Raw genomic sequence first — 25,903 nt, forward strand, 5'->3', positions numbered from 1 at the left:
GGGAGGCAATTTGCCTCCCCTTTCCATATATGTTGTGTATTATAGTTTAACTACATTAGCTGCTTGGGGTCCACGGCTTCCTTCTACAATTTCAAATGAAACCTCTTGACCTTCTTCTAAAGATTTGTATCCTTCGCCCTCAATAGCAGAGAAATGAACAAATACATCTTCAGCTCCCTCAATTTCAATAAAACCAAAACCTTTTTCATTATTAAACCATTTTACTTTACCGTTTTGCATAGTCTCAAAATCCTCCTAAATCGTTAGAGCAAATGCTGCTCGGAAAAATAGTATTAAAGAACAAAAGCCTGTCCTTTAATGGTTTTAATATACAACTTTTACAATATAGAGTCAAGAAAGGGCTACCAATTTTTTGATTATAGTAAAAATTGAATTATTTACAAAAAGGATTGACTAAATATTAGATTAGGCTATAAAATTTGCATTAAGGAAACTTTTATTCATCAAAACAAAAGAGAGGGTGTCGAATTGATTTAGTTGACAGATTGTTTTCCTAGGCTTTAAAATTTGCACAAAGGAAACTTTTATTTATCTAGTCAAAAAAATATTTTGTTTTTTAATAGGACATTTCACCTTTTTAGAGCAAATTACATAGTAAAGTAAAGTAATGTTTCTCATATGAAACAATTTAGCCATAATAAAAGATTATAGGAGGGTTACACAGATGCAAATGAAACACTTGCGTAAGCTGTTTTTAATGATGATGATGTTGGTTGGAATGATAGTAGTAGCTGCATGTGGATCGGACGAAATTACAACGGATAATGGAGAAGAAAAAATTGTAGTAGTCACAACAATTGCTCAGATCGCTGACGGAGTTAAAAATATTGGTGGAGACCAAGTTGAAGTAGTCAGCTTAATGGGACCAGGAGTAGATCCTCATCTTTATAAGGCAACTCAAAGCGATATGAAGAAATTAGAACAAGCAGATATGATATTCTATAATGGTCTTCATTTAGAAGGAAAATGTTAGAAATCTTTGAGAAAATGAATGAAACAAAACCAACTTATGCAATTGCAGAAGGGATTGATCCCTCATTTTTACGAGATGATATGGCGGATGCAACGATTATTGATCCTCATATTTGGTTTAATATTGATATTTGGCAGGATGCGTTACACGAAATAACAGTAGGTTTAAGTGAATATGATTCTGAGAACAAAGAACTATATGAAGAGAATGAGAAAAAGTATTTTGCTGAATTAACAGAGTTAAAAGAATATGCGGCTTCAAAGATTCAAGAAGTTCCTGAAGAGTCTAGAGTTTTAGTGACAGCACATGATGCGTTTAACTATTTCGGTGCTGCCTATAATATGGAAGTAATGGGACTACAAGGGTTAAGTACAGATGCAGAATACGGGCTTGGAGATGTACAAGAGCTTGTTAACGTACTCGTTGAGCGTGAAATAGGAGCGGTATTTGTAGAAAGTAGTATTTCAGAAAAGTCAATCAATGCTGTTATTGAAGGTTCAAAAGATAAGGGTCACGAAGTTGTAATTGGAGGAGAATTGTTCTCTGATGCAATGGGAGAAGAAGGGACGGAAGAGGGAACATATATAGGCATGTATCGTCACAACGTAGATACTATTGTAGAAGCACTAAAGTAGGAGGTTTTATAAATGTCTGCAATCGATGTAAAAGACTTAACTGTAGCCTATCACAAAAAGCCCGTATTGATGGATGTTGCTTTCTCTACTCCTAAGGGGAAGCTAATGGGGATTGTAGGGCCAAATGGAGCGGGGAAATCTACTTTAATAAAAGCTGTTCTTGGATTGATTCCAAAAGCATCTGGTAACGTTAAGATTTTAGGTGAAGGCTACTCACCAAAAAATAAAAAAGTTGGGTATGTTCCACAAAGAGGAAGTGTGGATTGGGATTTTCCGACGAATGCTTTAGATGTAGTATTAATGGGGAGATACGGTCATGTCGGTTGGTTCAAAAGACCAAGTAAAAAGATGTTGAGATAGCTTTAGACTGCCTTGATAAAGTAGGGATGAAAGAATATAGCGATCGTCAAATTAGTCAATTATCTGGTGGACAACAGCAAAGAGTATTTCTAGCAAGAGCATTAGCTCAGGATGCAGAAGTTTATTTTATGGATGAACCTTTCGTTGGTGTTGATGCAGCAACTGAAAAAGCTATTATTGCATTATTAAACGAGCTTAAAGAAGCAGGGAAAACAGTTCTAGTTGTACATCATGATTTACAAACCGTAAAAGAATATTTTGATTGGTTACTTCTATTAAATAAAAAGACAATCGCAGTTGGTCCAACAGAAGAAGTCTTTACTTCTGAATTATTACAAAAAACATATGGTGGTAAGCTAACTTTCTTAGACCAATCCACCATTGTTACCCAATAAGGGGGAGAAACGATGCAGCAGATCATACAATCCGTATTGACTGATGCAAATACACAGTGGGTTCTTCTTAGTACTCTCCTATTAGGAATTGCAAGTGGAGTACTTGGAAGCTTTGCCCTATTAAGAAAACAAAGTCTAATTGGAGATGCGGTAGCACATGCCGCTCTTCCTGGTATTTGCATCGCTTTTTTATTAATAGGAGAGAAGGATTTTATCAGTTTACTAATCGGAGCCACATTCACCGGTCTATTAGCAGCCTATTTAATCCAATTTATTACAAGTCAATCTAGAATCAAAGAAGATACTTCTATTGGACTTGTCCTTTCTGTTTTCTTTGGTGCGGGGATTATGTTACTAACGAAAGTAGCTCAAAGTCCATCAGGAAATAAAAGCGGATTAGATGATTTTATATTCGGGCAAGCAGCATCCTTAGTCGGTTTGGATGTTCAAATTATGATGGTCACTGCCTTAGCCTTAATCGTTGTGACATTTGCACTATTTAAAGAGTTCAAGCTTTCAACGTTTGATCCGGAATTTGCAAGAGGGATTGGTTTACCAGTAGGTTTCTTAAACTTTCTATTCTTATCTCTTTTAGTAATAACTGTTGTGATAGGAATCCAAGCTGTTGGTGTTATTATGATGGCAGCTTTACTCATAACTCCTGCAATAGCGGCGAGATTTTGGACGGATTCTTTAGGAATAATGGTTATAGTTGCAGGATTAGTAGGTGCTTTTTCAGGTATAGCAGGAACAAGTATAAGCACACTTCAGCGAGGGTTATCAACCGGGCCCCTGATTGTACTAGTAGCAACTGTTGTGTTTGTATTATCCATGCTTTTTGCTCCTAAGCGAGGGCTTGTGTCTATATGGCTAAAAAGATGGAAAAATGATCAACTATTAACTGAAAAAGGTTTACTCATCAGAATGTATGAATTTGAATTAGAAAATAACCTATCAACTGAGAAGTTACATTCATCATCATCGTTAAGTGTTAAGAAAAGGGAAAAGTTAATACATGGATACGAGCTAAAAGGATGGATAGAATCTAATGATATTGGCTGGAATCTTACGGAGCAAGGAAAAGAAATTGCTATACAACAATTGGTGATTGACCGACTTGCAGAACTGAAAGAAATGTACCCGAATCAATTAACAGATGTTAATATTCAAGAGTACCTAGATCAACCATTAGATCTAGTCAATCAGAAAGATTCAAAATTTTTAATGAATCGATTATTAGATATTCAATCGCAATATGACCTTCAACCAATCTTTCGGGAAAGAGAGGGGGGTAACAAATGGGTTATGAAGCGTGGATTCTTATAACAGGTAGTTTAGTTGGAGTCACTTGTGGCGTTGTAGGTTCCTTTCTACTGCTTAGAAAAATGTCAATGCTTGCTGATGCCATTAGTCATTCAGTCCTCTTAGGGATTGTGTTGGCCTTTTTAATCTCACAATCACTAAACGGGCTATATATGCTGATAGGAGCTGCAATAGCAGGAATTGTTACGGCTTTCTTTGTTCAATTGTTTCAGTCTAAAGGGATACAGGAGGATGCGAGTATTGGAGTAGTGTTTACTTCTATGTTTGCTCTTGGTGTAATCTTAGTATCTTTGTATGCTTCTGATGTTCATTTAGATGTCGAACACGTTTTAATGGGAGAGATTGCATTTGTTCCGTGGAATACAGTTGACCTAGCGTTGTTTGGTGAAGTACCAAAATCATTTGTTCTTCTAGTTGTTGTGCTTTTACTTGATGCTTTGTTAATCTTTTTATTGTATAAGGAATTTAAGATTACAAGCTTTGACGAAAGTATGGCTGCAGCATTAGGGATACCTGTTCTATTCATTCATTATATATTAATGGGTATGGTCTCGATTACGACTGTAGCTGCATTTGATGCAGTAGGTGCGATTTTAGTCGTAGCCTTCCTCATTGCGCCAGGTGCTAGTGCTTATTTGTTAACCGATAAGTTTATTGTCATGCTTGTTTTAGCTGCCATTATTGGGTGTGTTGATGCTGTGACGGGGTATTACCTGGCATATTTCTTAGATGTCTCAATTGCAGGAGCGATGGCTGTAATGGCTGGAGTTATCTTTGCTCTATGCTTTATATTTGGCCCTCAACATGGATTATTGTCCAAGTGGTTACGAAAACGAAAGGTTGCCGAGTCAACGATATAGAAATCCTTGTTATATTACCGGCCGTATAGTAAACTTTTAGTAGAATTGAGTTTGGAGGGACCGGTATGCCAACACCTAGTATGGAAGACTATATTGAACAAATTTATCTCTTAATTGAGAATAAAGGATATGCAAGAGTATCTGATATCGCAGAATCTCTTTCCGTGCATCCCTCATCCGTTACGAAGATGGTACAAAAGCTTGATAAAGATAATTACTTAGTTTATGAACGATATAGAGGACTTAGCTTAACTGCTAAAGGTCAAAAAGTTGGTAAACGATTAGTTTATCGCCATGATTTATTAGAGCAATTCCTAAAGTTGATTGGAGTTAAAGATGAGCATATTTACGAAGATGTAGAGGGAATAGAGCATCATCTAAGTTGGGATGCGATCGACCGCATCGGTGATGTTGTTCAGTTCCTAGATGAGGATAAAACACGTTTAAAACGACTAAAGGAAATCCAAGAAGAAAATAACGGAGAAAATTAAAACCGCCACCGGCGGTTTTTTATTTTGGTATTAGTATAGAATATGGTTGATTTTTGTATATTTCCGGCTGTTTATTGAAGCAAAATGATAATGCCCCCGTAAGTACTAAAGCACGTTCTTCGTAGAGAGTCTGTTTAATAATTCTATTCTATATCATGAGTGGAATAGTATGAATATGCCGTATTTCATAATGACGAGTGGTGTTCAAAAGGCATTATACTTGAATGAAATTCCACATTTCCTGGAGAGAGGCTCCCTGCTTGAGTTTCATAAATAGCCTTTTTATAAGAAATAATCCTGCCATTGCTTGTTTCAATATTCATTATWCTTCCATCCGAATACGTATAGACTTTTTTCATTTCTTCCATATAATCACTCCTTTTTAACCATTATTTCCGATACAATAAATAATATAACAATGTCTAGGGGGACTTATGGAAAATTGGATTTCTTTGTCAAAAGTAAAATGGGATAAGCAAGCGGAAAATTGGCATCAGCGATCAAAATCTATGTGGAAGAATGGAAGTAGAAGTAAGATTATTCCGTTTTTTATGAAACATGTTTCAATAGGATCTACCATTGTAGATTTAGGATGCGGGGATGGTTATGGAACTTATCTACTCAGAAGTCAAGGATATGTTGCTACTGGAATGGACTTTTCAGATGAGATGATTATGATTGCTAAATCACAAGAGGGAGAAGGTCTGTCCTATCTTACAGGAGATTTGATGAACCTACCCCTTAAAAAAGGGGGAATTTCATGCGGCATTAACAGTCAACTCATTAGAGTGGACTCCTGACCCTCTTGTTGCTATAGGGAATGTACGTGAAATACTTAAAGACAATGGATACTACTTAGCGAGTATACTAGGACCAACTGCTTCACCTAGAAAAAATAGTTTTGATCGTCTGGTTGGGAAAACGGCTGTCTGTCATACCATGATGCCATGGGAATTTAGAGAACTAATGCAAATGAATGGGTTTACATTAATTGATCAAGATTATGTGTGGAAACAAGATTTTAATGAGAAATTATCCGTTTCATTGCCAGTAGACTTGAAGGAAGCCCTATCATTTTCAACGATTTATTTGTTTCAAAAATCTTAGAATTATTTAAAAGGAGAGGGAAGAATGGAAAGAAAGTATTCAATTGAGCAGTTTATAGAGAATACACAAGAGCGTGACAAAGGCCAGGGGTTATTTGAATTAGAAACAGAAAGACTACTTGAAATCAATTTAGAGGATGCTATTCTTGCTAAAGCAGGGGCAATGGTTGCTTATAAAGGACATGTAAAATTTGAACGTCAAGGGGTTTTAGAGCAAGGGATTGGAAAGCTATTCAAAAAGGCATTAACAGGAGAGGGAACTTCATTAATGTATGCTAGGGGACATGGAAAGCTATATTTAGCAGATCAAGGAAAAAAGATTTCTATCCTTGAGTTAAGTCAAGATTCATTATATGTTAATGGTAACGATATCTTGGCGTTCGAATCTAATATACAATGGGATATTAAGTTTATGAGAAAAGTGGCGGGTATATTATCAGGAGGATTGTTTCATGTGAAATTAGAGGGAAGTGGTTTGGTAGCGATTACTTCACATTACGAACCTCTAACGTTAAAGGTAACGCAAAATGAACCCGTATTTACAGACCCGAACGCTACAGTTGCATGGTCTGGAAACTTAACACCTGAGTTTGTTACCGATATTTCGTTAAAAACATTTATCGGAAGATCTAGTGGAGAGTCAGTTCAAATGAAATTTCAAGGGGACGGTTTTGTTGTTGTTCAACCCTTTGAAGAAGTATATATGAACCAACAAAATGGTTAAGTATAGAGCAGGATTCAACACTAAGATTAGGTTGGATAAAAAGAAGTGGGATTTATCCTCTTTACCAAGTTCTACGACGTTCATAATGGAGTGAAAAGGGCATAGTTGGATATCTGTGTTTCAAAGTAGTAGATGGTTAGAAGTCTACTATATCTATTAAACCACATAGAATTAAAGGCAGTGTGGACGTATTTGGTTTAAAATTACTTCGAATGATACGAAAGCGACAGACGCACTGAATGAAAACGAACAAGTTAGTCCACATCCTGATCTTGTAGTTTTTTTGTCTTCTATTTTGAATGAAGGTGACTCAAAAAGGTACGTTAAAAAACGATTTTTTGAGTCACCTCTTTTCTATTTCTTTATTTTAGAAATTTCACATCTGTTCATGTTGATTAAGTTGATTCTCGCTGCAAATGCGAGACTCCCTAGGGAAATAGCGGAAAAGGTGAGACCCCAAAGGGCTTAGCCCAAGGACACTGAATAGGCTTTCTCGTGTGTCACCGCCCAAATTAAATGCGTGGAATTTTATGAAGATGATCACCTCTGCCCCTGAGAATAGAGTACTTTTCGCGGAAATCAACGGAGTTATTTAAAGATAATCTTTTATTGAAAAGGATCTGTTAAAGAATAATGTTGATTTTTGCTGATTACTAGCTGTTGATTGGAGCTAAATGGCGAAGACTCCCGCGGAAAGCGAAGTCATTTGGAGGAAATCAACAGCGTTGTTTAACAGAGCCATTGAAAAAGAATATAGTGTACCCAATAAATTATACTTTTGGTACCCTCTTCTTTAAATTGATGATATCATCCTAACTCATTCCCTGAGCACATATCTTATCACAGTAAAAACTTTTCCTAATACTGAGAGGTATAGTATATGAACGCTATGAAAGGAGGAACGGAAGTGAATGAACGAAATCTAATCACACAAATGAAACAAGGTAATACAGATGCTTTTAAGATTCTATATGAAGAACATGTAGAATACGCACTAAGAATTGCTTCAACCATCATGAAAGATCATGCTGCTGCACCTGACGTTGTTCAAGAGTCATTTATTAAAGTGTATAAAAATATCCATCAATTTGAAGTGGATAGGCCATTTAAGCCTTGGTTTTATCAAATACTTCTGAATGAATGTAGGCGGCATATGAAGAAACATAAAAGAGTAATTCCAACAGAATTAAATGAAAATAGAGATTTACCCCAATGTATGGATCGGTACTATGTAGAAGAATATGAGAGTCTATATCAAGCGGTTCAACAACTTGCAGATCATCAAAGAATTCCCATTATTTTAAAATATATAGAAGACCTTACAGAAAAACAAATTGCTGAAATACTGGAGCTAAATATCAATACCATTAAATCTAGACTCTTTAAGGGAAGGAAGAAGTTAAAATATCTACTGTCACAAAGGAGGGATCATGATGAAACGCAATCTTTTTGATGAGGAAATTAGAAACCGTCTCAAAAGCGGTTCAGAAGTTACTAATTTTAATAAGCTAAAAGATGAGATGTGGAAAAACATTGAGGCAGAAATTCAGTCAGAACCTTCTTCTAAACCATATAGTACTTTTAAAGTGCGTAAAGTTTTTTTCCGTTAGTTCTATTGTTTTAGTTTCCATTGTTATACTTTTTTTCACTATTCATGACGAAGGTCAAGCACTTGTTTCAAAAGTGAAGGATTGGTTAGTACCAGAAAAAGAAGTAACAACAGAGTTAGAAGGTCAATCAGAACAGGGGATGGTTCAACTTCAAAAGTCAAATGAAGAGTACATTATATATTTTGATGAATCAAGATATAAATTATTAGAGGGTGAGGAAAAAGACCAAATTGTATTAAAAGAACCCTTACCTGATGAGTACCCTAAAGTACTAATGGAGATTCAAACAATGACTACTTCTCTTGAAGATACAATTGAAACTTTGTATGAAGAAGCAATAATCTCCTATGAGGAAGTATCCCCAATATCTGATATTGAGGAGCCTTAAAAGGAAAAGAATTTAGAAGTACTGGCGGATCAGGTGGTCAGGAATGGGATGATCCAGTCATAAAAAACAATTGTTGTACCAAACCCAAATGGTGGTACTTTTGTTTTTACTCAGTATTATTTTCTTGAAGCTGCAGAAGGACACGGTGCGCGCTTTACTCAAATGTTATCAGAATTTCAACCAGTTACTAGACCCTAATAAGGATACACACGTAAAAAGGCTCAGTAACTTACTGAGCTTTTTTGTATGGGGTGATTACTGTTACTATTCTTTGAACTAATTAACATCATTTCATTTAGTCTTTTTTTTATAATGAAATGGTGTATGAAACCATCCTGAATAACTAATAGGTTGTTGGCCATGTGGGAAATAGGTTAAACCCATAAAAGGGAAGAAACGCCCTTTTCTAAATCGAGTATCTATCCATCTTACTTCCCATCCGTTTTTTCTACTAACAAGCTGTGGCATAAACTTTGCACAACTGTTTAAAAAGTTTGAAATCTCCCCATGTTCTTTACTCAACATAAAATATTGAGAAGTTTCATGTTTTTTTATTGCAGTCACAATGATTAATCGATTAAATGAATATGATCCAAAAAGAAAATCATCTTCTGTTTCAATGGTTATCTTCCATGCCCATAACACTCTGCTAGGAAGTACATTTATATATTTTGAGTTAACGAAATGGCTTTCTAAATTGCTCAAAATACGACGATGAAAATAGAAACGAACAATATAATAAACAACAATAATAGGATATATAATGGCAAAAGGCTGCCAAACTGGAATAGTTGGAACTATAGAGAAACCAATCCCTATAATATGCAATAGAAAAATAAAACTATCAAATAAAGGAATGGCTTCTAAAGCAATCCACTTATTTGTGAAAGGCCTTAAAGCTTGGGTGCCATGAATATTAAATACATCTGAAACCACATGTATACAAACAGCTAATACAGTCCATAGAAATAAATGACTGGCAACTTGAAGCGTAGTAAAAGGAAGGAGACAAATAGTAATAAGTAAAGCCAATAAAGGTAACATTGGCAAAGAGTGAGTAAATCCTCGGTGAATAGAATAGAAAGCAGACTTTTTCTTTAATTTAGTAATATAATCAACGTCTGGAGCATTAGAACCTAAAATCGTTGCAGTATAGACTAAGGTAGCGCTGTCTGCAGCAGAAATGACAGGATCAATAAAGCTTAATGTTCCTAAGCCAATTCCTACAATGATGTGAGTACTTGTATCCACTCTATAAGCCTCCTCCAGTCAGAATCTGATTGGTCATCGTAATGTGGAGAATTTCTTCTACTATTCGGTCCTTTGACTTCGTTTTTGAGATACTCATTAAATTCTCCTTCATCTTATTTGATACTTCTGATGATAGGATGACCCGTTCTACTTGAGAAATGATTTCGGCTTCAGATTGGGCTAGTAAGGCAGCCCCTTTTTCGATAAAGTATTTTGCATTCTCTTTTTCTTGGCCAGGATTTGGCTTATAAATGACTAATGGAAGAGAAGTAGCAGCCGCTTCAGTAAGTGAAATAGCCCCAGGCTTAGATACTAAACAATCGCTAATCAAAAATAGCTCGTGAATGTCATCGATATATCCAACTAAGTGCACTTGGCCAGGGTATAAAAAGGCAAGAGGTCTCAGCATATCTTCCATCTCTTTATTCTTTCCACACACAATGACAAGTTGAATTTGTTTATTCTTTGATAGTTGATGTATAATATTCTTCATGTTTGGGAGGATTCCAAGCCCTCCGCCAACGAATAGAATGGTTTTTTTTCTAGGATGTAAACCATACTTCATTTTTAAACGATAGGAGAAATTGTGTTGATTAAACCCGTCACGAATAGGAATTCCGCTTACTGAAATGGAATGATGGTTTATTCCGTAATCCATTAATGCTTCTTTGACCTCATCAGTAGCAACAAAGTAGCGGTGGATCATAGGGTGTAACCATAGTGGGTGAACACAATAGTCAGTAATAACTGTATAGGTTGGAATATCTACCCGTTCTTTACTTTTCAAATACGGAGCTGCTTGTAAAGGAAAAGTTGTAAGTATAACTGTAGGACGATATAACTCAATTAATTCAATTAATCGTTTTTTTCCCGCATGCTGATAAAAATAGGCTAAGCCTTTCGACGATAATTTATCTGTTCCATAGTAAAACATTTTATATAAGGGAGCGCCAAACTTCGAAAAGCTTTTTCGTAAAAGCTCTTTTGCAAAAGCATCTATTCCTGGGTAGGCTTCTCCGTACAAATCACATATATATACTTGGTCTATGCCCTTTTGCAGAAAGCCAGTTTTTAGAGTTTGTGCCGTTTGATAATGACCGTTTCCATATTGTGCTGTTAATATGAGAACAGTAGGTTGTCTATTCACACACCTTCCCCCTTCATACTGATTAATATAAGAATACTGTTTAATTGTTAAATGGATTTTAACTATTTAAAGAAATTTTGTAAATATTTCTTTTTAGTGTACAGGACATTTGCTAGGAAGTTTGTAGCTTTCGAACTCTTTATTTCGACATAGCCTGAGTATTGATGCTGTATTCTGTGATTTTTTGTGGAATTTGATAGACTAAAAGAAGGAATGTGCTTGTAAAGGAGAGTATATATGTTTGATCCAACTGCCTTTGATAATTTGAAAGTTGTATTAGAAGGAGCTATTTACGAGGAAGATTTACTTGGGAGAATTCAGGTTGTAAACCGCCAAGATTTAATTGACCTAGCATCTTTAAATCGAACATATCGAATAGAAGTTCTATATGCATCGATCAGATTAACCATCACTCTTTCCTCTTCTTTAGAGCTACTAAGTAATGAAATATTAGAGGTAAATGGACCGACCGGGATATATTTAACGATACAATACCACTCACCTAACCACATGGCCCATATAGTGGAGGAACGGATTGTACATAATTGGTCAACAAGAAAATTCACGAAAAAAATTTGTATAGAAAATCAAAATACAGAAGTGACGTGGTCCTATTCATTCAAGGAAATCATAGAAGAACATATGAGTGATGAACTGATTAATATTTTTCACTTTTCTCTAGAAGTTGTGAAAATAAGATAGGAGTATATGATGGAAAAGTATCAACATATTTACCAAAACGTTAAGAACTATTTTGATGGAGAGGGAACTGGTCATGGCTTCGATCATATCGAACGAGTCAATCGGTTAGCTATAGAGATTTCAAAGCGAGAAGAAAGTGGAAATCTAAAAGTCATTTCATATGCTTCCCTTTTACATGATGTAACAGATGATAAAATTCGTAAGGAAGATAGTGAGAATTTTTTAAATCAATGTCTAGTAGAAAGTGATCTAACCAATGTTGAGATAAGAGTTGTAAGAGAAATCATCTCCAGTATCTCTTATAAAGGTGGAAATGGACCTAGTTTAAGGTCGATGGAAGCAATGATCGTACAAGACGCTGACAGATTAGATGCCATGGGAGCCATAGGAGTTGCACGGGCGTTCACATACGGTGGAAGTAAAGGAAGACCTCTTTTTAAAGAAGACGAAAGGCCAAGGGAGTATATGACACTAGAGGAGTATAGGAACGGAAATACATCCACCGTTCTACATTTTTATGAAAAGTTACTTTTATTAAAAAACAAGATGAATACAGAGACGGGTAAAAGGATGGCAGAGGAACGTCACCAGTTTATGGAACATTTTTTAAACGTATTTATTAGAGAATGGAAGGGCGAAGTATGAAAACAATTAGTATAGAGAACGTTTCTAAAACATATGGAGAAAAGCAGCTATTTCAGAAATTATCGTTAACAATCCAAGAAGGAGAAAAGATTGGCTTAATAGGTATAAATGGTACAGGAAAATCTACCTTGCTTAAAATTATCTCTGGTATTGAAGAGCCTGATGAAGGAACATTTGATCACTCAAAAGATTACCGGATAACTTATCTTTCCCAAAATCCATCTCTTGAACAGAATCTCACGATATTAGAACAGGTATATAAAAGTGATGCAGAAATCATGCGTGTGATTAGGGAGTATGAAAAATGCTTATTACAGCTTCAACAGATGCCAGAAAATGAAAGAGTACAAGAAACTCTTTTTACACTACAGCGTGATATGGACCGGTTGAATGCATGGGATGCTAATGCTACAGCAAAGACGGTTTTATCAAAACTAGGGATCTCAAATGTAACAACAAAAAATCAGTGAATTAAGTGGTGGACAAAAAAGAGGGTAGCTCTTGCTCAATGTCTGATAGAGAAGCCTGATTTGCTAATTCTTGATGAGCCTACCAATCACTTAGATTATGCTACTATAACATGGCTTCAAGAGTTTTTAATCCGTTATCAACAAAGCGTCTTATTTGTTACACATGACAGATATTTTCTTGATGCAGTAACGAATAGAATTATTGAACTAGATAAAGGAAGACTTTTCTCCTATAAAGGGAACTATGAAACGTTTATTGAATCGAAAACGATTCGTGAAGTAAATGAACAAGCTTCAATGGCCAAGGCTTATAATTTATATCGTAACGAACTAAAGTGGATGAGAAGGGGAGCAAAGGCAAGAACAACAAAGCAGAAAGCTAGGATTGATCGATTCCAAGACCTTGAAGGATCCCTTGATAACCGTACTGATGAAAATTTAGAACTAAATGTGAAAGGAGCAAGACTGGGAAAGAAAGTATTTGAATTACAAAGCGTTACAAAAAAATTCGACTCCAACATCATATTAGATGATTTTAGTTTCCTTTTTAAAAAAGGTGATAGAATTGGAATCGTAGGTGAAAATGGTGCTGGAAAAACTACTTTCCTAAATATATTAGCAGGCTTAGAAAAAGTGAATTCAGGTGAAATAGAACGTGGTCAAACAGTGAAATTAGCCTATTATACTCAAGAATCTGAGGAGATTCCTGGAGAAATGCGGATGATTGATTATTTGAGGGAAACTGCTGAGGTTGTTACTCTTGATAATGGGGATGTTGTTTCTGTTTCAAATATGCTTGAACGTTTTCTTTTTCCTATGTCAACTCATGGTACTTTGATAAGAAAGCTATCTGGTGGTGAAAGAAGAAGACTTTTTCTTTTAAAATTGTTAATGGAGAATCCCAATGTATTATTGTTAGATGAACCTACAAATGATTTAGATACACAAACCTTGACCATTTTAGAAGACTATCTACATGTGTTCCCAGGAGTTGTTATTACAGTTAGTCACGATCGATATTTCTTAGATAAAATCACCACCCAACTTTTCGTATTCAAAGGGATTGGGGCTGTAGCTTCTTATTATGGAACGTATTCGGAATTTCTTGAAAGTGAAAAAGATGAAGAAAAGCAAAAGCCAAAAGAACTAGAAATAGATCAATCCGTCACGGTAACACCTAATAAGGAACAAAAGAAAAAGATGACGTATAAAAGAAAAAATAAGAATGGGAAACCATTGAAGCAAAGATTGAAGAAGCTGAAGTGATGTTAAAGGAGAAAGAAGAAGAGTTAAACGGGGTGGGATCTGACTTTGAAAGAGCGAATACAGTAATGTCTGAGATTTCACAATTAAATGAAGAGTTGGAGGTATTAATGGAACGCTGGGAATATTTATCTGCATTTCAATAACGGATAATGGGATTACGTAAAGATGTAGAATCTTTTTCATATGTGTGGTCGTATGATAAACTTAATATGTAGCTATAGGAGGGGATCGGTTATGAAAATCGTGGCAATAGAACCAACACCAAGTCCAAATACGATGAAGGTGTTACTTGACCATGAACTCCCATCAGGAAATCGTAATAATTATACAAAGGACCAATCAGACGTAGCACCAGAAGAAATACAATCCATTTTAGCTATTGAAGGTATAAAAGGTGTGTATCATGTTTCTGATTTTTTAGCGGTAGAAAGAAATGCAAAATATGATTGGGAATCCTTGTTAATACAAGTTCGTAAAATTTTTGGAGAAGATACTCACGATAAAAGTACAAATACAAAAATAAATGATCATTTTGGCGAAGTCCAAGTTTTCGTTCAGCAGTTTAAAAACATACCGATGCAAATTAAATTAACCGATGGTATGACTGAGAAACGATATTCAATGCCAGATCGATTCCTAAAAGCCTTAAATGAAGCGCAATCAAGCCAGGATAATGTAGTTTTGCAGCGTGATTGGAAAGAGTACGGTATTCGTTACGGGGAATTTGATGAAGTAGCAGCTATTCTTATTGAAGAATTAGAGGCGACGTATTCTAAAGAGCAGCTTCAAGATATTGTTATTGGGAAACAAAAGAAAGACGAGAATATGGAAACCTATATAAATACAGAGCAATTTCTAGGTATGAGCTTTGAAGAAAGGTTTCGTTATTTAGAATCACTGAAAGAGATATCAGAAGAACACATACCATTATTAAATTCTGCTCTTGCAGATGATAAAGTTGCAATAAGAAGACTTGCTGTTGTTTATCTTGGAATGATAGAAGATGAGAAGGTGTTGCCCTATCTTTACAAAGCGTTAAAAGATAAAAATGGATCGGTTAGAAGAACGGCAGGTGACTGCTTATCAGATTTAGGTTTCTCTGCTGCTATGGTAGAAATGGCGGAGGCTTTAAAAGATCGCAACAAACTTGTAAGATGGAGAGCGGCGATGTTCTTATACGAGGAAGGTGACGAGAGCATACTCTCTCAGCTTAAAGAAGCCGAAAACGATCCTGAATTTGAAGTGAAAATGCAGGTGAAAATGGCCATTGAACGCATTGAAGGTGGAGTAGAAGCAAAAGGATCCGTTTGGAAACAAATGACCGAAGCACGTACAAAAGAAGGAGGAGTGTAAACATGTCAATGGCATATGAAGAATACATGAAACAAATCATCAAGCCAATGAGGACCGAACTAACAAGAGCAGGTTTTCAAGAATTTACATCAGAAGATCAGGTTGAGGAATTTTTTGAAAATGAAACAGATTATTCCTTTGTGGTAGTAAACTCTGTTTGTGGATGTGCAGCGGGTTTAGCTAGACCTGCGGCCACTCAAGCTGTACTTCAGACTGAAGAATCGCCGAAACATTTAATTACCGTATTTGCAGGTCAAGACAAAGAAGCAACCGCAAAGTTTAGAGAATATCTTTCGGATTTTGAACCATCATCGCCGTCTATGGCCATTTTGAAAGGGAAAGAAGTCGTTCATTTCATTCCACGAGAGCAAATAGAGGATCACACCATTGAAGAAATTATTCAAAACATACAAACTGGTTTTGAGAAAATGTAAACAAAGAGGACTTTAGTTCCTTCTTTTTTTTTAGATAAGGAGCAGTAATTATGTTAGTTACAACAGCAGGTAGAGTTAAGGATAGCACTATAAAGAATGCTTTACACCTATCTAAAGAGTTGGGGAGTACTTATATAAATAGAAATAAACAATCAGTAGAAAAACTTCATGAGTCTTACCAACAAGATATTCTTGTCGTCGGAATTGAGAGGATAGAACTTTACCCTTTAAAAGGGGACACTTATTTTTTCACCCTAATCTTGCCATGCTAAGAATAAAACGACTTCTTCAACAACATAAAGATGCTTTTTTGGAGGCAACACAACTAAATGCGGGTGACAGTTTCCTAGATTGTACTCTAGGACTAGGTTCAGATAGTATAGTAGCTAGCTATGCAACTACTGCTTCTGGAAAGTTGTTGCATTAGAAGTTGATAAAAGAATATCTACGGTGGTGGAGCATGGGTTAAATTATTGGGAGAGTTCTTTACCAGATTTAACTGAAGCGATGAGAAGAATTGAAGTAGTCAATGCACATCACCTGGCCTATTTAAAGAGTCAGCCCAGTAATGCTTTTGAAGTGATATACTTTGATCCAATGTTTGATGAAAGTATTTCTGGATCTAATGGTATCTCAGCTATTAAAATGCTGGCTCACTATGAGTCATTAGATTTAGAAACAATTAAAGAAGCAAGACGAGTAGCGAAAAAGCGTGTGGTATTGAAGGATCACTTTCGATCGTTACGTTTTAAATACTTAGGATTTACCCAACTAAAGAGAAAATCAGCTGAATTTCATTATGGATATATTGATCTAATTTGAACTTTTCTATTTTTATCTATAAAAAGAGGTGAATCATGAAAATTCACCTCTTACCTTTATGTACAGTAAGTTAGTCTGTAAACGTTAGAGAAGTCATATAAGCTAGTAGTAAAAGAAAACCAATTGATATCATCACATCCACTGACACGGGAACACCTCCATTTAGTATTCTTTACCTTTCATTAAAAAAATGAAACAAAGCCTCTAAATCTTTCTAAAATATAGTATACTATATTTTAGAAAGATAAGCATGGGAGAGAGTATTATGCCAACTTGGATGAAAAAATCACTAATTATATTGATTTCAATTGCAACATTTGGACTCGTTACCCCTTCAGACTTTAATTTTGACAAACTAACCGACAATTCATCTAAGGAAAAAAGTAGTATACAAGATGTTCAAAAAGATCTTCATGCTACCAATTTTGACACGTTTGAAAATCAACAAAGTGTAATAGAACCGGAAAAGGCAGTAGATGCTTTATTAGAACAAGGAATATCAACGGCTTACAATAAGTTTGGAGAAAAAATCTTACCAAAAATTGATCGAGAATTTCATGAAGTCATTTTACCAAAACTTGAAGAAGCTATTCAAGAAACCTTAAAGGATTTGCCGGCGGAGTCTATGACTACATTATCGGTATCAAACCTTTCGACTAATAAGCATTCTGAAAAAATCTTTCATATTTTTAACGAGGAAACGGGTGAAGATGTTATTCGTTTTCATGTACGAAAAGACCGTCCTCCATTAGATGGGTATTACTTTAACTTCCATTATCATACGTATCATGATCAGTTTCAAAGTCATCATGAATTAGGATCTATCTATTGGAGTAAAAATACCCCTCCAAACTGGAACACGATGTTATCTTAAATAAATATAGGTAATCTAGTAAAAGGATGCATTCAAGTGCATCCTTTTTGGTAGAATAGATGAGGTATAGGGAGGTTATTGAATGAAGCAGTATCTGCATTTATGTGAAGAAATACTTAAAAATGGTGTGAAAAAGGAAGACCGTACGGGAACAGGAACAATTAGTACGTTCGGATACCAAATGCGCTATAATTTACAAGATGGATTTCCTCTTGTGACCACAAAGAAACTACACATACGTTCGATCATTCATGAATTGTTATGGTTTCTAAAAGGAGACACAAATATTAAATACCTACAAGATAATGGAGTAAGAATTTGGAATGAATGGGCAGATGAAAATGGAGAATTAGGACCTGTTTATGGTCATCAATGGAGATCTTGGACAGGTTCCAATGGTGAGACAATTGATCAAATCTCACAATTGATAGATCAAATTAAACAGAATCCTAACTCAAGAAGGTTAATTGTCAGTGCCTGGAATGTTGCAGATGTAAATCATATGGCATTGCCACCATGTCACTGTTTATTCCAGTTTTATGTAGCTGAAGGAAAGTTATCTTGTCAGTTATACCAAAGATCTGCAGATGTATTTTTAGGTGTTCCATTTAATATTGCTTCTTACGCCTTATTAACGTTAATGATTGCACAAGTATGTGATTTGGAGCCGGGTGACTTTATTCATACACTAGGTGATGCTCATATATACTCTAACCATGTTGAACAAGTAGAATTACAGCTTACAAGAGAAGTGAAAGATCTACCTAAAATGAAATTGAACCCAGAAATTAAAGATATTTTTAACTTTACATTTGAGGATTTTAGTTTAGAAGGATATGATCCCCATCCACATATTAAAGGAATCGTCAGCGTATGATTACACTCATTTGGGCAATGGACGAGAACGGTTTAATTGGTAAGGATAATAGTATGCCATGGCATCTTCCGAAAGATCTCAAGCATTTTAAAACGAAGACCACAGGAAGAACCATCATAATGGGAAGAAAAACCTTTGAATCTTTAGGAAAACCCCTACCAAATCGAAAGAATATTGTACTTACAAGAAATCAACACAGTCATATAGAAGGATGCGAGACCGTTCATTCTATAGAAGACATCATAAGGATGAATCAACAATCTTCTGAAGAATACATGGTAATTGGAGGCTCACAAATTTATAAAGAGTTTTTACCTTTCGCTGATAAATTAGAGGTAACTCTTATCCATGATACGTTTGAAGGCGATACATATTTTCCTACCATTGATTGGGATATGTTTAAATTGATAGAACAAGTTCAGGGAGAGAGGGACAAACATAACCCTTACTCATTTGAATTTCGTACCTATATAACGAAATAAGGATAGAAACAGGAGGACCATAGGTGCCTATAGTACGAATCATATTATTTTTTCTTATATTTAAGTATTTCATTAATTTTAAGTACACCAACATTACGCAATGTGAAAAAATTAGACCACTCATTACCGGTGGCTGAATTGGATAGGAAAAGGCAAGAGTTACCTAAAAATTGGGCTAAGGGGTTTTACGTTCTGTTTCCGCAAAGGTCATGGTGGAAGGTGAAGAAAATATTCCTAGTGGTGGTGTTTTGTTTGTAAGTAACCACGTAGGTAATTTTGACATTCCTACTCTGATGGCAAGTATAGAAAAGCCATTTGGATTCCTTTCAAAAGTAGAAGTGAAAAAGCTACCGCTAATTCGTGATTGGATGGAAGAAATGAACTGTGTATTTATTGATAGGTCAGATAGAAGACAATCTGTAAAAGCAATAAGAGAATGTGGTGCGTTATTAAAAGATGGTCACTCCTTATTAATTTTTCCCGAAGGTACTAGAAGTAAAGGAAGAGACGTGGCTCCTTTTAAAGCGGGATCATTAAGATTAGCTAAAGATGGTCAGGTTCCCATCGTTCCAATAGCCATTACTGGAACAGCGGATTTGTTGGAAAAAAATAAATGGGGAATTAGACCAGGCACCGTTCAAGTACGTATTTTACCACACATACCTGTTTCAGAAGTATTAGAGTTAGAAAGTAAAGAATTAGCTGAATTGTTGCAGAAAAGGATTTCTTTAAATATCCAAAATATGACAACTGTTTGAAATACGTTTTAATTCTCCTTATTGTGGAATATACATAATATCTTACAAAAGAGGTGGATAAAATGGAACATAATATGACTAATCAAAACAGTAGAGTAGAAAACAAAGTGGAAGATCGTATGGAAAACTTATCAGAAAACAAAAAAGAAAGAAATCTTACAGAATTTCGATGAGTTTAAAAGCTATCTAGGTGATAAGGTTTCCAAAGCTGAAAAGTTAGGTCTTAATGAAGAGCAGCTTGCAAAATCCGCACAAAAAGTAGGAGATTATTTAGCAAAGCATGAAGAGCCTAAAAACAGAGAAGAAAAGTTACTGCAAGAACTATGGAAAGTAGGAAATGAAGAAGAAAAACATATGCTTTCTCATATGCTAGTTAAGCTAGTATCATAATCAAAAAAAGAGCCGAAAGGCTCTTTTTTATTATACATACAGTAAAATAACAAAAATACATAAAGCTACTTCCAGCGATAACAAATAGATGCCAAATGGCATGATTGTAAGGTAATTTTTCCCATATATAAAATATGGCCCCAAAAGAATAGAGGATTCCGCCGATCAGAAGTAATGTAAATCCGGTTCCAGTTATACTTTCGTACAATGGCTTTATAGCAATAATGATCATCCACCCCATTAAAATATAGAATAAAGTGGAGATTAAATTAAACCGATCAACGAATATAAATTTAAATACAATTCCTCCAATTGCAAGTCCCCATATAATTCCGAACAAAGTCCAGCCTAAAGCCCCGCGTATACTAACCAAAAGAAACGGTGTATAGGTCCCTGCTATTAGTAAATAGATAGCAGAATGATCTAGGATGGCAAAGAAACGCTTTGCTTTAGACGGTCTGAAACTATGAAGCATGGTGGAAAAAAAGTATAGAATGATCATCGTTGTTCCAAAAATAGTAAAACTTACAACATGCCAAGCAGTCCCTCTTTGTACCGCGAATAAGATAAGCAGTACTAATGCTGGAATACTTAGTAAAAAACCTATACCGTGGGTGATAGCATTAGCAATTTCTTTCTTTTTTGTCTATTTTATCGTAATGGGTCAACTACATTTCCTCCTTGAAGAAACTTCTACTGTAAGTTTAATCCGAAAAAGAAGGGATTTCAATGAGGATTAATAAATTTGATGTAAAGAAATCCAAAGTCGTTTATGATGATGGATCATTAAGCTGATTTGCTTCTGACAAAAAAGAATTAAATTGGTGTGGTTTTAAAAATTGATTTTTTTCATAATGACTTTGGAACCAAGCTACTAGTTCAGCAGAAGAATTAAAAACTTCTCCACTCGTATCCTCTTTCCTTACTGTATAAATTCCATTATCAGGATCTATTGTTATGGCAACGGGACTATTACTATCATTCGTATACAATTCATATTCCATGTTACTTCCTCCTTTATGGTCTATACTAATAATATAAACAAATGATGACTAGGAGATTACAAAATGTGTGGAAGATTTACGATGACACGATCAAAAGAGGATATTTCAGAATGGTTACCGATTACCAAGTGGGAATTGGATTTGTTACCAAATTATAATACAAGTCCAGGTGAGAAGGTTTACGGGGCTATTTTGGATCAGGGAAATTTTCGAGCCGGAGATATTCATTGGGGCATAAAACCTAGCTGGTCAAATTCTTTGTTAATTAACGCAAGAAGTGAAACCTTAGATAAGAAGAATACATTTAAAAAGCTACTTCATCGCAGAATGATAATATTTGCTGACAGTTTCTTTGAATGGAAAAAGACAAATGAAGGAAAATACCCTTTCGATTCCAATTAAAAAATGAACAACCTTTTGCCTTCCCAGCACTTTGGGATAAGGGTAATATTCATTCTGGAGCGATCATATTAACCACAGGAGCGAATTCTCTTGTTCAGGACGTTCATGAAAGAATGCCTGTCATGTTTACGAGTAAAGAAGAGATTGCCATGTGGTGTAATCCTAGTGAATACTCGTTTAATTCAGTTCAATCACTTTTAATTCCAATAAAAAGTAGCTTAATGAAGAGGTATCAAGTTTCAAGTAAAGTAAACTCTTCACGAAATAAGACGATTGAATGTATCAATAGTATATAAGGTAAAAAAATACCTGGCGGGCAACATTTCACTCAAAAATAAGGTATAATATAGAAAAAGGAATAAAAAAGAGGATTGATATCTTGATAACCAAAAGCCTAGAGTATACAACACATACTAAAAAACAGGTAAAGGTTTGCGACATTCCGGTGTTAGATAAAGATCATCCATTAAATTTTGTAGTTACAACGAGATTGCAGTTATTCTTATTAAAAATTGAGCGAGACTCTTGTTCTGGATCTTTTTCATTTAAAGAGTATTTAAAAAAGAATATGAAATGGAAAGATTATGAAGAATTATTTGAATTGAATCAATTGAAGTATAATGCATGAGCGTTTTGGCGCTCTTTTTTCCTTTCTTTTAATGCTTATCATTTAACCTTCGTGAAAAAATCGATATAATAATAGTGAAATGTAGGATAGGAAGTGTTTACATGACAAAAAATAAAAAATTGTGACGGATTCTACAGCTGATTTAACACAAAAAGAAATAGAATCCTACCAACTTAACGTTGTACCTCTTTCCATTTCAATAAATGGAGAAAATTATTTAGATGGACAAGACATAACTCCTGAAGAATTTATGACGGTAATGGCTAATTCAAATGAATTACCAAAAAGCTCACAACCGCCAGCTGGTACTTTTTTAGAGCTTTATGATGAATTAGGTAAGGATGGCAGTATCATTTTATCCATACATATGACAGGGAATATGAGCGGAACTGTTCGTTCGGCGGAAAGCGCAGCGGAAATGAGTAAAAGCAAAGTCTTTGTAGTAGATTCAAAGTTTATTTCAAGAGGACTTGCCTTCCAGGTTTTAGAGGCTGCTAAAATGGCTCATAACAATCAAAGTATAGAAGAAATCCTCACCCGTCTAAACGAAGTTCAAGAGTCGACTCGCTTATTTGTCGTAGTGAACACTCTTGATAATCTTGTAAAAGGCGGAAGAATTGGAAAAGGAAAGGCCTTAATTGGTTCTTTACTTAATATTAAGCCTATTGCGGATTTATCTGGTGGAGAATATACTCCTGTTGCAAATGTCCGAAGCCATTCTCAGGTGGTGAAGTTTTTGGTAAAAGAAATGTTGAAAGATACGGCAAATAAGACGATTAAATATGTTGGTCTTTCTGAGGCAGACGGTATGGAACTAGCGCAACGTTTAAAAGAGCAAGTAAGTAAACAAACTGGCTTTTCAGATTTCCACATTGGAGCAACAACGCCAATTGTTTCAACACATACAGGTCCTGGAGCGATAGGTTTTATGTACATGGCTGAATAATTGTTATGGAATAAAGGTTTGACTTTCTTATAAGTTGTTAATAGAAAGAATTATACTTTGTGTATTTTTCTACTAACTACTTAAGAAAGTCAATTTTTTTTGTATTATGATAATCGTCCAATTGTATTACATCATATAATACAATAAAACATGGTATAATGTATTTTTAACTGCATAGGCAGGGAGTGAATCAATGTGAAGAGTACAGCTGTCATTATACTTACATCTATCATTCTATTATTATCTGGTTGTTCAGATGAACTTGAAGGTCACACATCCGTAACATCTAGATCCATGACAATGTTAGAGCATCATGCGATTCCCAGTACCTTTTATCCAGAAGACATTATCATTGCTTCTATCGGCGATTCTTTAACCGAAGGAGTTGGCGATTCGAAGAACCAAGGAGGCTATATACCATATTTAGATAGCCAATTAGAGGAGTTACGCTCCATTGGGGATGTAACGTTTCATAATCTAGGAAAAAAAGGAAGAACGACTTCAAGCATGCTAAAAAAGCTTGATGATCAAGAATATATAGGAACTTTGTCCCAATCCCAATTAATCATTGTAACAGTAGGCGGCAACGATATGATGAAAGTTCTTGAGCGAAATTTTCAAAATTTATCTGTAGCAGTATTTCAAAGAGAAATTGACTTGTACAAGAACAACCTAGAAAAGAACATTGTAAGATTACGAGAAATTAATCCTGACGCAGGGATTGTGCTTGTGGGAATTTACAATCCTTTTCTATCTTTTATTACAAATATTCAAGAAGTGGACGAAGTACTTACCCTTTGGAATAAGGCAAGTGAGGATGTTATTTCTCAGTACGATAAAACATTGTTTGTTGATATATCTGAATTATTCATTGAGAATGGAGAGGAATCAATTCTAGCAGAAGATTATTTCCATCCTAATGATGTTGGATATGAGAGGATGGCAAACCAGTTATTTTTAGCATTAAATGAACAAGAGAAGTGGAAGGAATTAGCAATTTTTCCTTGAGAGGAGTTAAATAGATCCACATGAAAAAGAATAAATGGAAAGCTGCTTTTTTTACATTATTACTTACCGTTTTATCATTCTGTACCGTTTTTATTCTTCTTTTAACAGTCTCTTTTGATGAACCTGTAGAAAGAGAAATAGTACAGAGTTATGATGCTAAAATACCCGTAGAAATCCAATTAACCAAAGATAGTTTGAATCAAATTATTCAAAAATATTTAGAAGATGAAGGATTGACTGAGACGTTTCAGTATAATGTTTCTGTAGAAGATCAGTTACTACTTGAAGGTGATATTGCTATTTTATCTTCCACCATTCCGTTTCAATTAAAATTTGAACCCACTGTAACGGAAGATGGAGATATTCAGTTAATCAATCCTTCCATCATTGTAGGAAACATATCTTTACCAGAGGAATATGTATTAAGATTTATTGCGAGGTCTTATGATCTACCAGAGTTCGTGAATATTGATTATAAAAATGAGACCGTCAACTTGTATGTAACAAGCATGAATATTCAAAACAATATTTCGGTTAAAGCGAATCAATTTGACTTAGCCACGAATAATATTTCATTTACTTTATATTTGCCATCCGAAAATGAGTAAGATAGCATGAAAAAGGTCGCCTTTAATGGGCGACCTTTTTCTAATTTTTATCCTTTTAAAAGGATGGATTCTAGAATGGGCTCTTTTTCTAAAAAACCTACTGCTACAATGGTATAACTCTCATTTGGTTTAAAAGTTAAATTAGGTAACGGAAGGGCAACTTTCTTTGAACCAGCTATTCTAACTTCTAAATCCACTGTCATTGGAGAGAGAGGTAAATAATTTGTCGCTTGTTTATATGAAATAGTAGGGAATATAACATCTCCATTTTTAACGGCAATGTCTACTGTAGGGCTAGTGGGAGACAAATGAATAAATTTTACTTTGGTTTCATTCGCTGGAACAGAAGGTTGGTCCAAATATGCTTTTAATTGAAGAGTAGGGGTTTCTCCAATTGCAGCCAGTGTGTAAACCATTCCTGGTGTAGTGACGATTTTTTTTGAAATAACAGAATCTGTTTGATTACCTGTTGGATAGATATCAATATGATAAGACCCACCTGGTAGGGTGATATAATTACTAACTCCCTTATAGGGTACATTCGTTAAAACCTTCTGGCTATTGATAAACACGTCAACATTTGAAGTAGTGGGTGCGGCATGTAAAATACGTATATAAGCTGGCTGCTTGGCACGTTCATTTTCTGCCCATTTATCTTTCATCATTTGATGAATAGACTCTAAATGTTTTTGATAATAGAAAATATGTTTTGTCGGATCTGTGTATTTGTAATACTTTGCAAGTACATCATAATGGATAGCTAGCTGCAAAAAGTTTGATTCATTCATCATGATTCCTCCGATCATCTTTCACTCTTAGCTACCATATTCTTTGGACTAGTAAATGGTGATATGTCCTAATGAAAAACCCAAGAATGATCCTCTAAATGCCCGTTATTATTGATAGGGTAGCTTAGTATACAAATAAGTGTTTAGTATACATTAAGTTTA

At 35.1% G+C, this 25,903-nt stretch carries 30 protein-coding genes and 5 pseudogenes; 28 read left to right on the forward strand and 7 right to left on the reverse strand.

The genetic code is table 11. The features are described from left to right. Window positions 1-39 precede the first annotated feature (39 nt). Entirely contained in the window at window positions 40-240 is a 201-nt protein-coding gene (gene cspD / locus M44_RS06130; RefSeq protein ID WP_010171935.1) for a cold-shock protein CspD, read from the reverse strand. Window positions 241-718: 478 nt separating this feature from the next. On the opposite strand from cspD, the pseudogene M44_RS20820 reads away from it, so the two are divergent. The 5 genes and pseudogenes from M44_RS20820 (at window position 719) to mntR (ending at window position 5,058) form a co-directional block, all read left to right on the forward strand. Next, a pseudogene (locus M44_RS20820) lies at window positions 719-1,629 on the forward strand (metal ABC transporter solute-binding protein, Zn/Mn family). Window positions 1,630-1,641: 12 nt separating this feature from the next. After that, window positions 1,642-2,384: pseudogene (locus tag M44_RS20825) on the forward strand (metal ABC transporter ATP-binding protein). Window positions 2,385-2,396: 12 nt separating this feature from the next. After that, window positions 2,397-3,710: a metal ABC transporter permease gene (locus tag M44_RS06145; protein ID WP_010171941.1), complete on the forward strand. Its 1,314-nt coding sequence runs from the start codon at window positions 2,397-2,399 to the stop codon at window positions 3,708-3,710. Continuing rightward, entirely contained in the window at window positions 3,683-4,567 is an 885-nt protein-coding gene (locus M44_RS06150; protein ID WP_029326753.1) for a metal ABC transporter permease, read from the forward strand. The genes M44_RS06145 and M44_RS06150 overlap by 28 nt, the downstream gene beginning before the upstream one ends. 65 nt (window positions 4,568-4,632) lie before the next feature. Continuing rightward, window positions 4,633-5,058, forward strand: coding sequence for a transcriptional regulator MntR (gene mntR / locus M44_RS06155; RefSeq protein WP_010171946.1), 426 nt, complete (start codon window positions 4,633-4,635; stop codon window positions 5,056-5,058). A 185-nt stretch (window positions 5,059-5,243) separates the two neighbouring features. Here the strand turns inward: mntR and M44_RS06160 are convergent, their stop codons facing one another. Continuing rightward, window positions 5,244-5,426, reverse strand: a complete 183-nt coding sequence (locus M44_RS06160) for a hypothetical protein (protein WP_010171948.1) — start codon at window positions 5,424-5,426, stop codon at window positions 5,244-5,246. 66 nt (window positions 5,427-5,492) lie between these two features. Here M44_RS06160 and M44_RS24850 point away from each other — a divergent pair, with 66 nt between their 5' ends. The 6 genes from M44_RS24850 (at window position 5,493) to M44_RS24855 (ending at window position 8,886) form a co-directional block, all read left to right on the forward strand. Continuing rightward, on the forward strand, window positions 5,493-5,858 hold the full coding sequence (locus M44_RS24850) for a class I SAM-dependent methyltransferase (RefSeq protein ID WP_010171949.1): 366 nt from the start codon (window positions 5,493-5,495) through the stop codon (window positions 5,856-5,858). Window positions 5,859-6,030: 172 nt separating this feature from the next. Continuing rightward, window positions 6,031-6,165: a hypothetical protein gene (locus M44_RS28745; protein ID WP_272941179.1), complete on the forward strand. Its 135-nt coding sequence runs from the start codon at window positions 6,031-6,033 to the stop codon at window positions 6,163-6,165. Window positions 6,166-6,189: 24 nt separating this feature from the next. Next, the gene (locus M44_RS06170; RefSeq protein ID WP_010171953.1) at window positions 6,190-6,888 is read left to right on the forward strand and encodes an AIM24 family protein; all 699 of its coding nucleotides are present in this window, start codon (window positions 6,190-6,192) and stop codon (window positions 6,886-6,888) included. Window positions 6,889-7,768: 880 nt separating this feature from the next. Next, a complete protein-coding gene (locus M44_RS06175) occupies window positions 7,769-8,341 on the forward strand; it encodes an RNA polymerase sigma factor (RefSeq protein WP_010171954.1) in 573 nt (190 codons plus the stop codon). Beyond that, a complete protein-coding gene (locus tag M44_RS26840; RefSeq protein WP_162013648.1) occupies window positions 8,319-8,498 on the forward strand; it encodes a hypothetical protein in 180 nt (59 codons plus the stop codon). The genes M44_RS06175 and M44_RS26840 overlap by 23 nt, the downstream gene beginning before the upstream one ends. A gap of 73 nt (window positions 8,499-8,571) precedes the next feature. Further along, window positions 8,572-8,886 carry a hypothetical protein gene (locus M44_RS24855; protein ID WP_010171958.1) on the forward strand — a complete coding sequence of 105 codons (315 nt, stop codon included), beginning with the start codon at window positions 8,572-8,574 and terminating at the stop codon, window positions 8,884-8,886. 291 nt (window positions 8,887-9,177) lie between these two features. Here M44_RS24855 and M44_RS06190 read toward each other — a convergent pair whose 3' ends face one another. Further along, window positions 9,178-10,137, reverse strand: coding sequence for a metal-dependent hydrolase (locus M44_RS06190; protein ID WP_010171960.1), 960 nt, complete (start codon window positions 10,135-10,137; stop codon window positions 9,178-9,180). Window position 10,138: 1 nt separating this feature from the next. After that, complete coding sequence (locus M44_RS06195; RefSeq protein WP_010171962.1) at window positions 10,139-11,284, reverse strand: MGDG synthase family glycosyltransferase; 1,146 nt, start codon at window positions 11,282-11,284, stop codon at window positions 10,139-10,141. A gap of 237 nt (window positions 11,285-11,521) precedes the next feature. Here M44_RS06195 and M44_RS24860 point away from each other — a divergent pair, with 237 nt between their 5' ends. The 12 genes and pseudogenes from M44_RS24860 to M44_RS25970 all read left to right on the forward strand — a co-directional run bounded on the left by M44_RS24860 (window position 11,522) and on the right by M44_RS25970 (window position 20,357). Continuing rightward, entirely contained in the window at window positions 11,522-11,986 is a 465-nt protein-coding gene (locus M44_RS24860) for a hypothetical protein (protein ID WP_010171964.1), read from the forward strand. 9 nt (window positions 11,987-11,995) lie between these two features. Next, a complete protein-coding gene (locus M44_RS06205; protein WP_010171966.1) occupies window positions 11,996-12,631 on the forward strand; it encodes an HD domain-containing protein in 636 nt (211 codons plus the stop codon). Continuing rightward, window positions 12,628-14,510 (forward strand): annotated as a pseudogene (locus M44_RS20845) (ABC-F family ATP-binding cassette domain-containing protein). The gene M44_RS06205 and the pseudogene M44_RS20845 overlap by 4 nt, the downstream one beginning before the upstream one ends. Window positions 14,511-14,601: 91 nt before the next feature. Next, a complete protein-coding gene (locus M44_RS06215; protein WP_010171971.1) occupies window positions 14,602-15,720 on the forward strand; it encodes a conserved virulence factor C family protein in 1,119 nt (372 codons plus the stop codon). A 2-nt stretch (window positions 15,721-15,722) separates the two neighbouring features. Further along, window positions 15,723-16,154, forward strand: coding sequence for a BrxA/BrxB family bacilliredoxin (locus M44_RS06220; protein ID WP_010171973.1), 432 nt, complete (start codon window positions 15,723-15,725; stop codon window positions 16,152-16,154). 50 nt (window positions 16,155-16,204) lie between these two features. After that, complete coding sequence (locus M44_RS27895; RefSeq protein ID WP_237705216.1) at window positions 16,205-16,426, forward strand: hypothetical protein; 222 nt, start codon at window positions 16,205-16,207, stop codon at window positions 16,424-16,426. A gap of 178 nt (window positions 16,427-16,604) precedes the next feature. After that, window positions 16,605-16,976, forward strand: a complete 372-nt coding sequence (locus tag M44_RS27900) for a hypothetical protein (protein WP_237705217.1) — start codon at window positions 16,605-16,607, stop codon at window positions 16,974-16,976. Between the two features lie 265 nt (window positions 16,977-17,241). Then, on the forward strand, window positions 17,242-17,850 hold the full coding sequence (locus tag M44_RS06230; RefSeq protein ID WP_010171975.1) for a YpjP family protein: 609 nt from the start codon (window positions 17,242-17,244) through the stop codon (window positions 17,848-17,850). Between the two features lie 82 nt (window positions 17,851-17,932). After that, on the forward strand, window positions 17,933-18,727 hold the full coding sequence (locus tag M44_RS06235; protein ID WP_010171977.1) for a thymidylate synthase: 795 nt from the start codon (window positions 17,933-17,935) through the stop codon (window positions 18,725-18,727). Continuing rightward, entirely contained in the window at window positions 18,724-19,209 is a 486-nt protein-coding gene (locus M44_RS06240; RefSeq protein WP_010171979.1) for a dihydrofolate reductase, read from the forward strand. Before M44_RS06235 ends, M44_RS06240 begins: the two co-directional genes overlap by 4 nt. Window positions 19,210-19,418: 209 nt before the next feature. Next, on the forward strand, window positions 19,419-19,967 hold the full coding sequence (locus M44_RS20855) for a lysophospholipid acyltransferase family protein (protein WP_010171981.1): 549 nt from the start codon (window positions 19,419-19,421) through the stop codon (window positions 19,965-19,967). Window positions 19,968-20,041: 74 nt separating this feature from the next. After that, window positions 20,042-20,357: pseudogene (locus M44_RS25970) on the forward strand (DUF3243 family protein). Here M44_RS25970 and trhA read toward each other — a convergent pair. Further along, on the reverse strand, window positions 20,341-20,988 hold the full coding sequence (gene trhA, locus M44_RS20860; RefSeq protein ID WP_081447425.1) for a PAQR family membrane homeostasis protein TrhA: 648 nt from the start codon (window positions 20,986-20,988) through the stop codon (window positions 20,341-20,343). The pseudogene M44_RS25970 and the gene trhA overlap by 17 nt on opposite strands. A gap of 139 nt (window positions 20,989-21,127) precedes the next feature. Continuing rightward, window positions 21,128-21,361, reverse strand: coding sequence for a hypothetical protein (locus M44_RS06265; protein ID WP_010171990.1), 234 nt, complete (start codon window positions 21,359-21,361; stop codon window positions 21,128-21,130). 81 nt (window positions 21,362-21,442) lie between these two features. Between M44_RS06265 and M44_RS27905 the strand changes: the two are divergent. The 5 genes and pseudogenes from M44_RS27905 (at window position 21,443) to M44_RS06290 (ending at window position 24,953) form a co-directional block, all read left to right on the forward strand. Next, a pseudogene (locus M44_RS27905) lies at window positions 21,443-22,059 on the forward strand (SOS response-associated peptidase). An 83-nt stretch (window positions 22,060-22,142) separates the two neighbouring features. Beyond that, window positions 22,143-22,391, forward strand: coding sequence for a DUF2535 family protein (locus M44_RS06275; RefSeq protein ID WP_010171995.1), 249 nt, complete (start codon window positions 22,143-22,145; stop codon window positions 22,389-22,391). Window positions 22,392-22,509: 118 nt separating this feature from the next. Next, complete coding sequence (locus M44_RS06280; RefSeq protein WP_155814914.1) at window positions 22,510-23,337, forward strand: DegV family protein; 828 nt, start codon at window positions 22,510-22,512, stop codon at window positions 23,335-23,337. 195 nt (window positions 23,338-23,532) lie between these two features. Beyond that, entirely contained in the window at window positions 23,533-24,345 is an 813-nt protein-coding gene (locus tag M44_RS06285; protein ID WP_010171999.1) for an SGNH/GDSL hydrolase family protein, read from the forward strand. A 20-nt stretch (window positions 24,346-24,365) separates the two neighbouring features. Further along, the gene (locus tag M44_RS06290; protein WP_010172001.1) at window positions 24,366-24,953 is read left to right on the forward strand and encodes a YpmS family protein; all 588 of its coding nucleotides are present in this window, start codon (window positions 24,366-24,368) and stop codon (window positions 24,951-24,953) included. Window positions 24,954-25,000: 47 nt separating this feature from the next. Here the strand turns inward: M44_RS06290 and M44_RS06295 are convergent, their stop codons facing one another. After that, entirely contained in the window at window positions 25,001-25,744 is a 744-nt protein-coding gene (locus tag M44_RS06295; protein ID WP_029326756.1) for a DUF4397 domain-containing protein, read from the reverse strand. Window positions 25,745-25,903: the final 159 nt, after the last annotated feature.

Source organism: Bacillus coahuilensis m4-4 (genome assembly GCF_000171615.1).
In the GTDB taxonomy this organism is placed as follows: domain Bacteria; phylum Bacillota; class Bacilli; order Bacillales; family Bacillaceae_K; genus Bacillus_T; species Bacillus_T coahuilensis.